Below are 13,733 nucleotides of genomic sequence, written 5' to 3' on the forward strand. Positions count from 1 at the left end.
GCTAATCACGCCGCCGATCAAAGTGTTAGTTTATTCGCCTGTCAATGGCGTGCAATTTGGGTGTTTGGGATGCCGCGATAGCTAGACTCATGTCATTCGTGAGTATTTCGGACGATAAAATGACAGGGTGTGAGTGACTCACAATGATTAGATGTTAGAGATTGAGTGGATAGCGGTGTATAGGCGTTGCGCCAAAGACACACTATTTATAGCTGAAGGCATGATAGGGGCAAAAGTAGGACAGGGATCTAAGCGTAGCGAAAATCAATCCATGAGTCTTAAGTCAGATAAATGGGGCACAGGTTTGCGGGTGATAGCTGTGGCATCACTTTATATGTGCACCTTTATATAGGCTTCTCTATATAAGGAGGGGATTTAGCGTCACGATTTTACTAGATAAGTGATACTGCAGAGCTTGTCCCATTTGCAGCGCCTGCTTTGACTGTTAGAATAAGCCCACTTTTTTATCGTGATTGTCTTTATCTAGACGACTTTATATAGGTTAGTGTCCCATTATGACAACTAAGACGCGTTTTGCCCCTAGTCCTACTGGTTTCTTACATGTTGGTGGTGCCCGTACAGCACTTTATTCTTGGTTACAAGCTCGTGCCAATAACGGTGAGTTTGTATTGCGCATTGAAGACACTGATATTGAGCGTTCGACTCAAGCCGCCTGCGATGCGATTTTAGAAGGTATGAACTGGTTAGGTTTGACATGGGACGAGGGCCCGTATTACCAAACTAAGCGTTTTGATCGTTATAATGAAATTATTGCCCAAATGTTAGAAAAGGGCACTGCATATAAATGCTATTGCTCACGTGAACGTATTGATGCGTTAAGAGAAGCACAAGCCGCCAACGGTGAAGCACAAAAGTATGATGGTTGCTGCCGTGACTTGCCAGCTCGTGACACTGATGAGCCATTTGTTGTGCGCTTCAAAAACCCTATTGGCGGTTCAGTGGTATTTGATGACCATGTTCGTGGCCGTATTGAATTTTCGAACGATGCATTAGATGACTTGATCATCGCCCGTACCGATGGTGTGCCAACCTATAACTTCTGTGTGGTCGTTGACGATTGGGATATGGGAATTACCTGTGTAGTTCGTGGTGAAGATCATATCAACAATACGCCACGTCAAATCAATATCCTTAAAGCATTAGGGGCGCCGATCCCTGAATATGCTCATGTTTCTATGATTCTCGGTGATGACGGTGCGAAATTATCTAAGCGTCATGGCGCAGTGAGCGTAATGCAGTACCGTGACGATGGTTATTTGCCAGAAGCACTATTGAATTACCTAGTACGTTTAGGGTGGTCACATGGCGATCAAGAAATCTTCTCATTAGAAGAAATGAAGCAATACTTTAAGCTCGGTGATATCAATAAAGCCGCTTCAGCCTTTAATACCGATAAACTGGTGTGGTTGAACCAACACTATATTAAGAGTCTTGCTCCAGAATATGTGGCGACACACTTACAATGGCACATGGACGATCAAAAAATTGATCTGTCAAACGGCCCATCATTAGCGGAAGTAGTTACGGCATTAGCTGAACGCGCTAAGACACTAAAAGAGTTAGCCGCTTCTAGCCGCTATTTCTATGAAGACTTTGCAGAGTTTGATGAGGCCCAAGCGAAAAAGCATTTACGTGGTGTTGCGTTAGAGCCATTGCAACTGGTTCAACAAAAATTAGCCGCATTAACTGAGTGGACTGTAGAAGCTATCCATCAGGCGATTGAAGACACTGCAACAGAATTAGATGTGGGTATGGGCAAGGTTGGTATGCCTTTACGTGTTGCTGTAACAGGGGCAGGGCAGTCACCAGGCCTTGATATCACATTATTTTTAATCGGAAGAAGCCGTTCTGAGCAAAGAATATCCAAAGCGATTGAATTTGTAGCAGATAGAATAAATTCCTAAAAAACGAGTTGACACTTTTAGGTGCGCTGCATAGAATGCGCCACGCAGTTGAGACACAGACGAGCAAATGCTTGTAGTGCACTTAAATGTAGCTTGATAAGTTTTGGGGTTATAGCTCAGCTGGGAGAGCGCTTGCATGGCATGCAAGAGGTCCACGGTTCGATCCCGTGTAGCTCCACCAAACTTACTGCAGATGTTAAGCAGGAACGTAAGTTCGAATTAATATGTCCGGGGTCCCCTTCGTCTAGAGGCCTAGGACACCGCCCTTTCACGGCGGTAACAGGGGTTCGAATCCCCTAGGGGATACCATCTATTTTTTATAGAGAGTGGTTCCTAGCAAATAACTAACGTGTTGTTTGGTAAGAACAAAGCATTTACTTCCTAGCCTACTGAAGTGAATGTGTTACAAAGCTCGGTTACGAGTTAAATCATAAGTCCGGGTCCCCTTCGTCTAGAGGCCTAGGACACCGCCCTTTCACGGCGGTAACAGGGGTTCGAATCCCCTAGGGGATACCAAATATTGGTTCCTGTCGAATAACTAACGAGTTGTTTGGTATGAACAAAATCTAAATTTCTGCTGATACGCATACTATTAAGGTTTGTAGTGTCGACAAAAATTTGGGGCTATAGCTCAGCTGGGAGAGCGCTTGCATGGCATGCAAGAGGTCCACGGTTCGATCCCGTGTAGCTCCACCAATTTACTGTAGATGTTAAACAGGAACGTGAGTTCGAATTAATATGTCTGAGGTTGCCTTCGTTCTTTAGAAGGGAATCCGTAGGACACCGTAGATGTTAAACGGGAACAATAGGTTCAAATTAATATGTCCGGGGTCCCCTTCGTCTAGAGGCCTAGGACACCGCCCTTTCACGGCGGTAACAGGGGTTCGAATCCCCTAGGGGATACCATCTATTTTTTATAGAGAGTGGTTCCTAGCAAATAACTAACGTGTTGTTTGGTAAGAACAAGCATTAACTTCCTAGCCTACTGAAGTGAATGTGTTACAAAGCTCGGTTACGAGTTAAATCATAAGTCCGGGTCCCCTTCGTCTAGAGGCCTAGGACACCGCCCTTTCACGGCGGTAACAGGGGTTCGAATCCCCTAGGGGATACCAAATTTTGGTTCCTAGCAAATAACTAACGTGTTGTTTGGTAAGAACAAAGCATTTACTTCCTAGCCTACTGAAGTGAATGTGTTACAAAGCTCGGTTACGAGTTAAATCATAAGTCCGGGTCCCCTTCGTCTAGAGGCCTAGGACACCGCCCTTTCACGGCGGTAACAGGGGTTCGAATCCCCTAGGGGATACCATCTATTTTTTATAGAGAGTGGTTCCTAGCAGATAACTAACGAGTTGTTTGGTAAGAACAAAGCATTTACTTCCTAGCCTACTGAAGTGAATGTGTTACAAAGCTCGGTTACGAGTTAAATCATAAGTCCGGGTCCCCTTCGTCTAGAGGCCTAGGACACCGCCCTTTCACGGCGGTAACAGGGGTTCGAATCCCCTAGGGGATACCATCTATTTTTTATAGAGAGTGGTTCCTAGCAAATAACTAACGAGTTGTTTGGTAAGAACAAAGCATTTACTTCCTAGCCTACTGAAGTGAATGTGTTACAAAGCTCGGTTACGAGTTAAATCATAAGTCCGGATCCCCTTCATTTTTTAGAAGAGAGTGCCTAGGACACCGTAGATGTTAAACGGGAACAATACGTTCAAATTAATATGTCCGGGTCCCCTTCGTCTAGAGGCCTAGGACACCGCCCTTTCACGGCGGTAACAGGGGTTCGAATCCCCTAGGGGATACCAATTTTAATCAAGGTTTATCGAAACTTTGGTTAAAGACAATAAACCACCTCAAGGTGGTTTTTTTGTGTCTGAATTTTGAATATTAAATCGAGATCTCCCCGATTCATTTATGAGTCATACGCGTCGAGTTATTTGCCGATTCCGAATTTACCCACCAATCAAACCATCCACATTAAGATAAATGATGCTTCGAGAGACATACTTAGTGCGCTGAAGTCATTCTGTTCAATCGTGTGATAAGAATTATTTAAGTGTTTTTCTGCTTAACCTTGTACTAGCCCATGGTTAAAACTCACCTTTCGGATTATTGAGTGTGTTGGCACTTTGAATGCTGCTACTTTCAATACTGATAAGTTGAACCGTTAATCGCGATTTATCTCATGCTTCCAATCGCTAAACGATCGCAATTTGAAGTGAACCGTTCTTACGGTAGCTATTGTAATAGCTGAATAGCGTATCGTTGCGGTGAATATGAGGGCGGTGTAAGAGTGAAGCTTTGCGGGAAGAGGGCAGAATTAGGCGGAGACTTACTTGAGATAAAAAAGGCGACACTCATTGCTGAGTGTCGCCTTTCGTCATTTAACTTTTAATTTAGTCTACACCTAAGAATCCACCGGTTTGGTGTGCCCATAGCTGAGCATAAATACCGCCAGCGGCAATAAGTTCTTGATGCGTGCCTTGTTCGACGACTCGGCCTTGATCTAACACGATTAGCCTGTCCATTGCGGCAATGGTCGAAAGTCGATGAGCAATTGCAATCACTGTCTTGCCTTGCATTAACTCATATAAACTTTCTTGAATGGCGGCTTCGACTTCGGAATCAAGCGCTGAAGTGGCTTCATCAAGCAGCAAAATCGGCGCATTTTTTAATAAAACCCGCGCGATAGCGATACGCTGTCTTTGGCCCCCAGAAAGTTTTACACCACGTTCACCGACTTGGGCATCTAAGCCATGATTACCGTGAGGGTCACTTAGATCCTTAATAAAGTCATTGGCTTGAGCTTGTTTAATGGCGCTATCGAGCTGCTCTTCACTGGCCGTTGGATTGCCGTAAAGAATATTCTCGCGGATGGTGCGGTGCAACAGTGATGTATCTTGGGTCACCATACCGATTTGCGAGCGCAGTGAATCCTGCATAACCGTCTTAATGTCTTGATCGTCAATATTAATCTGACCTTTTTCGACATCGTAGAAACGCATTAATAGATTCACTAAGGTCGACTTACCCGCGCCAGAACGCCCAACTAAGCCAACTTTTTCACCTGCCTTAATATTCAGATTCAGATCTTCAATCACCCCAGTCTGCTCGCCGTAATGGAAACACACTTGCTTGAAATCAATCTTGCCATGGTTGACGACCAGCGCCTTGGCGCCTGGCTCATCTTGGATGATCGTTGTTTTCGATAAGGTGTTCATCCCATCGGTGACAGTGCCGATGTTTTCAAATAACGAACTGATTTCCCACATGATCCACTGTGACATGCCGTTTAAGCGCAGTGCTAAACTGACCGCAATGGCAATGGCGCCGATAGTAATCGCGCTGTCAGTCCATAGAGCAATCGCTACCGCGGCAATGCTGAAGGCGAGCATATAGTTGATGATTTGCACGCTAACGCTGATGCCCGTTACTAAGCGCATCTGGCGATAAACCGTGTCTAAAAATATCCGCATACTAGATTTGGCGTATTCGGCTTCTTTTTGCGTGTGGGCGAATAGCTTCACTGTGGTGATGTTGGTATAGCTGTCGACGATACGGCCTGTCATGGTTGAGCGCGCATCGGCTTGCTCGGTAGAGACACTTTTCAGCTTAGGCACAAAGTACCATTGCAGCCCAACATACAGTGCAAGCCACACTAGCATAGGTATCACTAAGCGCAGGTCTGCGCTGGCGATCATCACTAACATAGAAGTGAAATACACTAAAATGTATACCAATACATCGAGCAACTTCATCACAGTTTCGCGCACGGCTAAGGACGTTTGCATCACTTTTGTGGCGATTCGGCCGGCAAAATCATCTTGATAAAATGACACACTTTGCTTTAGCAAATAGCGATGCGCGAGCCAACGGATCGACATAGGATAATTGCCGAGCAAGGTTTGATGCATGATAAGCGCATGCAGTAATACCAAGATTGGCATCACAATCAGCACCATGCCCCCCATCAGCATTAAGGTTGTGCCTTCGTCTTGAAATAAGGTTTCGGGATTTTTTTTCACAAGCCAATCCACTAATTGGCCCATAAATCCGAACAGGGACACTTCAAGCATTGCCAGCAAAGCGGTTAGCACTGACATTAAGATCAGCGGCAGTTCGTAGCCTTTAGTGTAGTGGCGGCAAAAAGCATAAACCCCTGTGGGTGGCTTAGTCGGTTCATCATCGGGGAGGGCTTCAACCCAAGATTCAAATCGTTTAAACATGAATTAACTCTATGGTGAGATAAAAAATAGTCGCGTATAGCATATAGGATTTCATTCCCTAAAAGCATTGAAATGATTGAGTTCCGTTTTCCGCTAGTGCTACATGCTAGTTTTACGTAAAGTAATGAACAAGAAATTAATTGTGAGCGAATATTGTCGGGCGTAGTGAAAAATGAGTACAGATAGAGCGTCTGAGAGTGCGATTAAGCGTGATGAAATAGACTCAGTGCATTCACTGGAGTCCAGTGCGGGGCTACTTTCTGCGTCTATTTGCCGTGAGGCGAGGATGAGCCGCGATCCGCGCTTTGATGGTAAGTTTTTTGTGGGCGTATTAACGACGGGGATTTATTGCCGTACCGTGTGTCCTGCCGTCGCGCCAAAAGAGCAGAATGTGCGTTATTTTGATTCGGCCGTGAAAGCCGCACAAGCTGGATTACGCCCGTGTTTGCGTTGTCGGCCCGACAGTGCGCCAGGCTCAAATCCATGGAAAGGCACAGGCACTACGTTGGCGAGAGCAATTAGTTTAATTGAAGCGGGCGCCTTAGCGGGGAAATCATCGGGAGAGCCAGCGTCGACTGTGACACAATTGGCTGACAGATTAGGGATAAGCAGTCGTTATCTCAATAAACTTTTTACCGAAGGCTTTGGCACTTCGCCTAAACAATATGCCTTATACAGGCAGTTACTGTTTGCAAAACAACTGCTACATCAAACCCAATTACCTATCACCCAAGTCGCGCTGGCGGCGGGTTTCAATAGTATTCGCCGTTTCAATGAGGCATTTAAGCAAACCTTACAATTGACGCCAACTCAATTAAGAAAGACCGCTTTAACCAAGGCGGCAAAGGAGCAGGTTATTGATTCATCAACAGGATTCGGTGAAATTGATACTTTGGGTGAATTTGTGCCGCACTATGGATTAACCTTATATCAATACTATCGACCCCCATTGGATTGGGCATCGCAGCTGGCATTTTATCGCTTACGTGCGGTGACGGGGATGGAGTGGTTCACGCCGCAAATGAGTCATCCACAAGCGAGTGATGCAGTTCAAATTGCGGATGAGACCAATGTTTCAGCAGAAGCCAAGGCTGACGAGAACGGGCTCGAATATGGTCGCTGTTTTGCCATCGGCAAGATGCGCGGCACAGTGCAAATTATCCATGAGCCTAAGCTGAATCGTTTCAAACTTGCGATTGCTTTGACCGAAGATTCCGCCGTCGATGAGCTGCAATTTCTGGTCACTGAGGTGCGACGCATTTTAGATCTCGATGCGGATATGCAGCAGATTGAACAAGGTTTAAGTACGCTACCGAGTTTAGGCTTAACACCGTTTTCGGGATTGCGCATCCCTGGCGCTGGATCTTTATTTGAAGCGGTTTGCCGCGCCATCTTAGGCCAGCAAGTGACGGTCGTGCAGGCGACTAAGCTACTGAATATATTGGTTGAAGCCTATGGCGAGCGTTTTAGTCTCAATGGCCGCGAATATCGATTATTCCCAACACCCGAGGCGATTCGTGAGGCGAGTTTTACTGAGCTTAAAATGCCGGGCGCCCGTAAATTAGCCCTCAATGCGCTCGCAGCGTTTATCTGCGAACATCCTGAGGCGAGTGTCGATGATTGGCTCAGCGTTAAAGGCATAGGTCCTTGGACGATAGCGTATGCCAAGCTTCGTGGCTTGGGCGATCCAAACGTGTTTTTACATTCGGATTTGATTGTTAAAAAGCATTTATTGTCCTTATATATCAAGAACAATAAGTTAGATGAAACGGCAGCCGCGGCAGTGAGCTATCCCAAATTGTGCGAGCAGCTGAGCCAACAAATTGCCCCGTGGGGCAGTTACTTAACCTTTCAGCTCTGGCACCAATAACCATCAAGCCGCCTCACATTGAACTGCCAGTTTAAAAAGATGAGTTAGCAGTTCAGTTAAGTACCAAATTAAGATCAAACAAAGAGCAAACGAAGAGACAGATTATGAAACATGCGATTCGTCAATTGAGCCAAGCACCAAGCATTGCAGAATATCAGCCCTGCGCCGTGGGTACGTTTATCAGTCCTGTTGGAATATTGCAGTTAAATGCCAATGCCTATGGACTGAGCCATTTAACGGTTGTCGGCTCGGATCGCACTGAGATTGCGCTTGCCAAGGTGAGTGAGGATGCCCTTAATCAAGCTAAGGCGCATATTTGCGAAACTCAGGCGCAGCTCGCGGATTACTTTGCGGGTGAGCGGGTTGAATTTGATTTAAAGCTCGCGCCCAAGGGCACTGAATTTCAGCTCGACGTATGGCAAGCCTTGCTCAATTTAGATTACGGCCAGAGCTGCAGTTATGGGCAGATTGCCGAGCAAATCGGTCGGCCTAAGGCCGTGCGCGCCGTGGGCGCGGCTAATGGCGCCAATCCAATCGCGATTATCGTGCCTTGCCATAGAGTGATAGGCAAAAATGGCAAGTTAACGGGTTACGCCTACGGGCTTACGATGAAACAGCAGTTGTTAACGCTGGAAACTGACAAGCACTGCCTCGATATTTAAGCTAGAATAGCCGCCTATTAAGATATTGGTGAGCAGTTAAACTTTCTATGACTCAGGCTTCTTCCTCTGCGGCAAGCTTTGCCCAACTCGGCATTATTGCACCTTTGCTAAATCGACTAACCGAATTAGCGTATGTTTCGCCCACACCAGTACAGGCGGCGACGATTCCCGCTGTGCTCGCTAGGCGGGATGTGTTAGCCGGCGCCAATACGGGCTCGGGTAAAACGGCAGCCTTTGCCGTGCCGCTGTTGCAGCAACTTGTTGAAGCAAAAACAGACGATAAGACAGGCGCTTATGTTCGTTGTTTGGTCTTAGTACCAACCCGTGAATTAGCCCAGCAAGTCGCAGACAGCTTTTTGTCCTATGCTTCGCATTTGAATGGCAAGCTAAAAATTGTCGCCGCGTTTGGCGGTGTGTCAGTCAATGCGCAAATGCAGAGCCTACGCGTTGGTGCTGACGTATTAGTGGCAACGCCGGGTCGTTTGTTAGATCTGTTGTCCAGCAATGCCATCAAACTTAACCGCGTTAGCGCCTTAGTGCTCGATGAAGCTGACCGTATGTTAAGCCTTGGTTTTACCGAAGAATTAGCCCAAGTGCTCGACGCGTTGCCCGCCAAGAAACAAACCTTATTATTCTCAGCGACATTCCCTGAAGAAGTCCGTGAATTAACGGCAAAACTACTGAATGATCCGCTTGAATACCAATTTCAAAGTGAACAAGAAAGCACGATTCATCAGCGGGTGATCACCGTTAATCGTCCGATGAAAACCGCATTATTGGCGCATCTGATTAAAGAACATCAGTGGTCACAGGCGTTGATTTTTGTGAGTGCCAAAAATACCTGTAATCATTTAGCGCAAAAGTTGTCTAAACGTGGGATCAGTGCCGAAGTCTTCCATGGCGATAAAGCCCAAGGCGCACGTACGCGGGTGCTCGATGGGTTTAAAAATGGTGAGATCAGTGTGTTAATCGCTACTGACATTGCCGCCCGTGGTATCGATATCGATAAACTGCCTGTGGTGATCAACTTTGATTTACCAAGAAGCCCTGCGGATTATATGCATCGCATTGGCCGTAGTGGCCGCGCCGGTGAAGCTGGCTTAGCTGTAACCTTGATTTCCCATGAGGATTATCACCACTTTGGCGTGATAGAGAAAAAGAACAAGCTTAAGTTAGTGCGTGAGCAAATTGTCGGTTTTGAAGCCGATGACGAAATGCCAGCCGAACTGTTAGAACAAGCTAAACCTGTCGCCAAGCCCGAAGGTACGGGTAAAAAAAAACGTAAACAGTTACCGCCTGCCAATGCTGAATTTTGGGGTAAAAAATCTTAAGTCGTTGGAAACAAGCTATTCTTAGCTTATCTCTGACGTCCCTTGTCATCTCACTTGTCGTAGGTAAGGTTTATGCAGCACTTATTCTGGTTAGTTGAAGGTAAAGTCGCAGGGCGCAGTGGTCCCAATAAAGATCCTTGGGATTTGCAAGCGCTTAAAGAGGCCGGTATTGGTGCCATCCTGTCGGTCAATGGGGGCGAAGGCTGTGAGCCTAGCACCTTTAAAAAGCTCGATTTACGTTACGAATGTATTCCCTTTTCGCGCAATGTGCCGCCCCAAGATGGGGATGTGGCGATTTGTGTCGCTCAATTGCCTAAGGCATTAGCCTTTATCCAGCAGTGTGAAGCCGATGGATTACCTGTGGTGATCCATTGTCGTTCGGGTAAGGATCGCACTAGTCTCATCATGGCCTATTACTTGATGGTCAATGGTGCTGCGCCATTACACGCTGTCAGCCAAGTTCGCAGTATTCGCGATATCGCCTTTACTGCCGATGGCTGGGATCAATTCGCCTTTGACGTTTTGTACGCATTACAAGACTAAGCCTTTTTTAGGCGACTTAGAGTCGAACCTATTCATTAATAGGCATAATAGTTTCATTCGTTTGACCTTAGTCATCAAATTTTTACTGTGTTAAGGTTAAGCTATCCGCAGGTTGGTTTTAGTGAGTTATCTATCTAATTATGAAAAGTAAGGCAAGTCAGTCACAGGGATTACTACTGTTTCGGTTATCACAGACTCAAGTGTTTGCCTTAGGCACGTTGAAAGTGCGTGAGCTGGTGCCGTACACACGTCTCAGTAAAATTCCTCAATCTCATCCGACGATTCTGGGGGCTTCAACTATCCGTGGCCACACGATTCCTATCATAGATATGGCGGCGGCGATTGGTTATCGGCCGATTGCCCCAGAAGAGCGTGAAAAGTGCTACATCATCATCACGGATTGTCAGCGGATGATCATTGGTTTCTTGGTGCGCGGTATCGATAAGATTATTGAATGTAACTGGCGTGATATTGAAGCTCCTTCGTCTAGTTTAGGTAAAAATGCCTATTTGACGGGCGTGACACGTTTTGAGGACCAACTGGTACAGTTGCTCGACGTTGAACTGTTATTGTCGAAAATCTTCCCCGATGATCCACAGACGAATCGGGCTATTTTGACTGACGTACAACGTGAAAAACTTAAACCTATGAATATCTTATTGGTGGATGATTCTAAGGTGGCACGTAAGCAGTTATCCGACGCCCTTGATATGATTAACATTCCTTATCGAGTGACCGCCGACGGTAAAGAAGCGCTAGTTATGATGGAGCAAGCGGCACTGGAACATCACCCGATAGATATTCTGGTGAGTGATATCGAGATGCCGGGACTGGATGGTTACGAACTGGCTTTTGAAGTGCGTGATAATCCACTGACTGCCAAGGCCTACATTATTTTGCATACTTCTTTATCCAGCGAAATTAGCGTGAGTCAGGCCCATCAAGTAGGGGCAAATGAAGCACTGACTAAGTTCGATGCCCACGAGTTAATCGACGCCATGTTACGGGGCGCCGATCTCGCCTTAGACAAGCGCTAATCTGGCGCTTGTTAGTTTTTTGTATGCTTTTTGCGGGGCTAGGGTAATTTAGTTAGCTTATTTCCCCGCAAAACTAGACAAGTCCAGTCACATCCTATAAAAACCTTATTGGCCTCATTTCCGAAGGTGCGCGTTGGGGATCTCAACCGAAATATAATAACGATAGGTTAAACCATGAAACAAGAATCATCATTGTTAGCTAAGTTGGCTAATGGCAGTCTAGTAATACAAATCTTTTTGGGGATAATCGCTGGTGTGGTCTTAGCCAGTTTTTCACCGAGTAGCGCGAAAGATATCGCCTTCTTAGGCAGTTTATTCGTTGGGGCATTGAAAGCGATCGCTCCCATCTTAGTATTTATCTTAGTGGCGTCATCGATTGCCAACCAAAAGAAGAATACCCAAACCAATATGCGTCCCATTGTGGTGCTGTACTTATTCGGCACTTTCGCGGCCGCATTAACCGCAGTGCTCCTGAGTTCGATTTTCCCGACTAATTTAGTCTTAGTTGCCGGCGTGGAAGGCACCAGCCCACCACAGGGCATTGGTGAAGTCATCCATACCTTGTTATTCAAACTGGTTGATAACCCAGTCAATGCGTTAATGACGGGCAACTATATTGGTATTCTCGCTTGGGGTGTGGGCTTAGGTTTAGCTTTACATCACGCTACCGATTCGACTAAACAAGTGTTTGCCGATATGAGCCACGGTATTTCACAAATGGTGCGCTTTATTATCCGTTTAGCGCCTATCGGTATTTTTGGTCTCGTTGCGGCGACATTTGCCGAAACCGGTTTTGCGGCGATTGCAGGCTATGCCCAGTTATTGGCCGTGCTATTAGGTGCGATGGCTATTATTGCTTTAGTCGTTAATCCATTGATTGTGTACGTGAAGATTAAACGTAATCCGTATCCGCTGGTATTTCAATGCTTGCGTGAAAGTGGTGTGACGGCGTTTTTTACTCGCTCGAGCGCGGCAAACATTCCGGTCAATATGGCGCTGTGTGAAAAGTTAAAGCTGCATGAAGACACCTATTCCGTTTCTATTCCCTTAGGTGCCACTATTAACATGGGCGGCGCGGCGATCACTATTACCGTATTGACCTTAGCTGCGGCGCATACCTTAGGCATTCAAGTCGATTTACTGACCGCATTGTTACTGAGTGTTGTTGCTGCTGTTTCAGCTTGCGGCGCATCGGGTGTGGCGGGTGGTTCATTATTATTGATCCCACTGGCTTGTAGCTTGTTTGGTATTTCTAACGATGTTGCCATGCAAGTGGTTGCTGTTGGCTTTATTATTGGTGTGGTTCAAGATGCAGCCGAAACTGCACTGAACAGCTCAACTGACGTTATCTTTACCGCTGCCGCTTGTGAAGCCGCTGAGAATAAAGCTAAACTGAGTTAACGAGTGCTGTTATTCGTATTGAAAAGTATTATGGAAGCAGTCACTTAGGTGGCTGCTTTTTTTATGGGAGTCGTTATGATCTTTTTTGATTTTAGCGTGCTAGATGCTGCAAAGTCCTGGTATGGAATAAATGACACTGTGATGGGCGGTTTGTCCCGCAGTAAAATGACGGTTTCACCTTTAGGTTATGGTGAGTTTAGTGGCCATGTGTCGCTGGCAAATGGCGGCGGGTTTGCCTCAGTGCGTTGTGAGTTTAGCCCTATAGATGTCATTGAATTTACTGGGATTTACCTCGAACTCGATGGCGACCGAACTAAAGACTATAAAGTGAATTTAAAGGATGTCGACACACCGCAAAGTACGGTATATCAAGCGCCTATGCCCACGCCAACTCACCAAACCTTTGGTGTGAGTAGTGCCAGAGTATTGAATTGGCAGCGGATTGAAATTCCCTTCAGTGATTTTAAGCCCCAATGTCGGGGTAAACCCATTTCCCGTCCGAATATAGTATTGAGTCAGTTGTGCAGCTTAGGGTTAGTGATTGGCGCCCAGCAAAGTGGCGACTTTTCATTGAAAATCAGAGAAATCGGCTACTACTAGCGATTATAGTGAGTTTCCTATGGTGAATTTATTGTCGCGAGTTTCTTACTGCTAAGTGCTTATGGCAGATGGCTTGTTGCTAATGGCGCGGGTCATCTCAAGGCTTAATTGAATAAGAAAAAGAAAAAGGATAAGGCCGAG

Annotated in this window: 9 protein-coding genes and 9 tRNA genes; 17 read left to right on the top strand and 1 reads right to left on the bottom strand. The window is 46.1% G+C overall.

Annotation, left to right across the window (positions count from 1 at the left end; all coding sequences use genetic code 11):
* Positions 1 to 515 precede the first annotated feature (515 nt).
* The 10 genes from gltX to OX890_RS09425 all read left to right on the top strand — a co-directional run bounded on the left by gltX (position 516) and on the right by OX890_RS09425 (position 3,727).
* Complete coding sequence (gene gltX / locus OX890_RS09380) at positions 516 to 1,925, top strand: glutamate--tRNA ligase (RefSeq protein ID WP_268650495.1); 1,410 nt, start codon at positions 516 to 518, stop codon at positions 1,923 to 1,925.
* Positions 1,926 to 2,030: 105 nt separating this feature from the next.
* Positions 2,031 to 2,106, top strand: a tRNA-Ala gene (locus OX890_RS09385).
* Positions 2,107 to 2,158: 52 nt separating this feature from the next.
* Positions 2,159 to 2,234 (top strand) — tRNA-Glu (locus OX890_RS09390).
* Between the two features lie 131 nt (positions 2,235 to 2,365).
* A tRNA-Glu gene (locus tag OX890_RS09395) sits at positions 2,366 to 2,441 on the top strand.
* 104 nt (positions 2,442 to 2,545) lie between these two features.
* A tRNA-Ala gene (locus tag OX890_RS09400) sits at positions 2,546 to 2,621 on the top strand.
* Between the two features lie 134 nt (positions 2,622 to 2,755).
* Positions 2,756 to 2,831, top strand: a tRNA-Glu gene (locus OX890_RS09405).
* A gap of 130 nt (positions 2,832 to 2,961) precedes the next feature.
* Positions 2,962 to 3,037 (top strand) — tRNA-Glu (locus tag OX890_RS09410).
* Between the two features lie 118 nt (positions 3,038 to 3,155).
* Positions 3,156 to 3,231, top strand: a tRNA-Glu gene (locus tag OX890_RS09415).
* Positions 3,232 to 3,362: 131 nt separating this feature from the next.
* Positions 3,363 to 3,438 (top strand) — tRNA-Glu (locus tag OX890_RS09420).
* Positions 3,439 to 3,651: 213 nt separating this feature from the next.
* A tRNA-Glu gene (locus tag OX890_RS09425) sits at positions 3,652 to 3,727 on the top strand.
* Positions 3,728 to 4,318: 591 nt separating this feature from the next.
* Here the strand turns inward: OX890_RS09425 and OX890_RS09430 are convergent.
* Positions 4,319 to 6,148 carry an ABC transporter ATP-binding protein gene (locus OX890_RS09430; protein ID WP_268650496.1) on the bottom strand — a complete coding sequence of 610 codons (1,830 nt, stop codon included), beginning with the start codon at positions 6,146 to 6,148 and terminating at the stop codon, positions 4,319 to 4,321.
* A gap of 172 nt (positions 6,149 to 6,320) precedes the next feature.
* Here OX890_RS09430 and OX890_RS09435 point away from each other — a divergent pair, with 172 nt between their 5' ends.
* The 7 genes from OX890_RS09435 to OX890_RS09465 all read left to right on the top strand — a co-directional run bounded on the left by OX890_RS09435 (position 6,321) and on the right by OX890_RS09465 (position 13,592).
* Positions 6,321 to 8,018 carry an Ada metal-binding domain-containing protein gene (locus tag OX890_RS09435; protein ID WP_268650497.1) on the top strand — a complete coding sequence of 566 codons (1,698 nt, stop codon included), beginning with the start codon at positions 6,321 to 6,323 and terminating at the stop codon, positions 8,016 to 8,018.
* A 104-nt stretch (positions 8,019 to 8,122) separates the two neighbouring features.
* The gene (locus OX890_RS09440; protein ID WP_268650498.1) at positions 8,123 to 8,680 is read left to right on the top strand and encodes a methylated-DNA--[protein]-cysteine S-methyltransferase; all 558 of its coding nucleotides are present in this window, start codon (positions 8,123 to 8,125) and stop codon (positions 8,678 to 8,680) included.
* 47 nt (positions 8,681 to 8,727) lie between these two features.
* On the top strand, positions 8,728 to 10,011 hold the full coding sequence (locus OX890_RS09445; RefSeq protein WP_126491626.1) for a DEAD/DEAH box helicase: 1,284 nt from the start codon (positions 8,728 to 8,730) through the stop codon (positions 10,009 to 10,011).
* Between the two features lie 72 nt (positions 10,012 to 10,083).
* Positions 10,084 to 10,554, top strand: a complete 471-nt coding sequence (locus OX890_RS09450) for a phosphatase domain-containing protein (RefSeq protein WP_006082288.1) — start codon at positions 10,084 to 10,086, stop codon at positions 10,552 to 10,554.
* Positions 10,555 to 10,694: 140 nt separating this feature from the next.
* Positions 10,695 to 11,591, top strand: a complete 897-nt coding sequence (locus tag OX890_RS09455; protein WP_106650974.1) for a chemotaxis protein CheV — start codon at positions 10,695 to 10,697, stop codon at positions 11,589 to 11,591.
* 174 nt (positions 11,592 to 11,765) lie between these two features.
* Positions 11,766 to 12,992 carry a serine/threonine transporter SstT gene (sstT, locus tag OX890_RS09460; RefSeq protein ID WP_006082286.1) on the top strand — a complete coding sequence of 409 codons (1,227 nt, stop codon included), beginning with the start codon at positions 11,766 to 11,768 and terminating at the stop codon, positions 12,990 to 12,992.
* 75 nt (positions 12,993 to 13,067) lie between these two features.
* Positions 13,068 to 13,592: a CIA30 family protein gene (locus OX890_RS09465; RefSeq protein WP_268650499.1), complete on the top strand. Its 525-nt coding sequence runs from the start codon at positions 13,068 to 13,070 to the stop codon at positions 13,590 to 13,592.
* Positions 13,593 to 13,733 lie beyond the last annotated feature (141 nt).

This window comes from Shewanella sp. DAU305, assembly GCF_026802235.1.
Classification (GTDB): domain Bacteria; phylum Pseudomonadota; class Gammaproteobacteria; order Enterobacterales; family Shewanellaceae; genus Shewanella; species Shewanella baltica.

Coding starts and splice junctions, on each gene's coding strand:
- gltX (WP_268650495.1), top strand. CDS start 516: ATGACAACTAAGACGCGTTTTGCCCCTAGTCCTACTGGTTTCTTACAT.
- OX890_RS09430 (WP_268650496.1), bottom strand. CDS start 6,148: ATGTTTAAACGATTTGAATCTTGGGTTGAAGCCCTCCCCGATGATGAA.
- OX890_RS09435 (WP_268650497.1), top strand. CDS start 6,321: ATGAGTACAGATAGAGCGTCTGAGAGTGCGATTAAGCGTGATGAAATA.
- OX890_RS09440 (WP_268650498.1), top strand. CDS start 8,123: ATGAAACATGCGATTCGTCAATTGAGCCAAGCACCAAGCATTGCAGAA.
- OX890_RS09445 (WP_126491626.1), top strand. CDS start 8,728: ATGACTCAGGCTTCTTCCTCTGCGGCAAGCTTTGCCCAACTCGGCATT.
- OX890_RS09450 (WP_006082288.1), top strand. CDS start 10,084: ATGCAGCACTTATTCTGGTTAGTTGAAGGTAAAGTCGCAGGGCGCAGT.
- OX890_RS09455 (WP_106650974.1), top strand. CDS start 10,695: ATGAAAAGTAAGGCAAGTCAGTCACAGGGATTACTACTGTTTCGGTTA.
- sstT (WP_006082286.1), top strand. CDS start 11,766: ATGAAACAAGAATCATCATTGTTAGCTAAGTTGGCTAATGGCAGTCTA.
- OX890_RS09465 (WP_268650499.1), top strand. CDS start 13,068: ATGATCTTTTTTGATTTTAGCGTGCTAGATGCTGCAAAGTCCTGGTAT.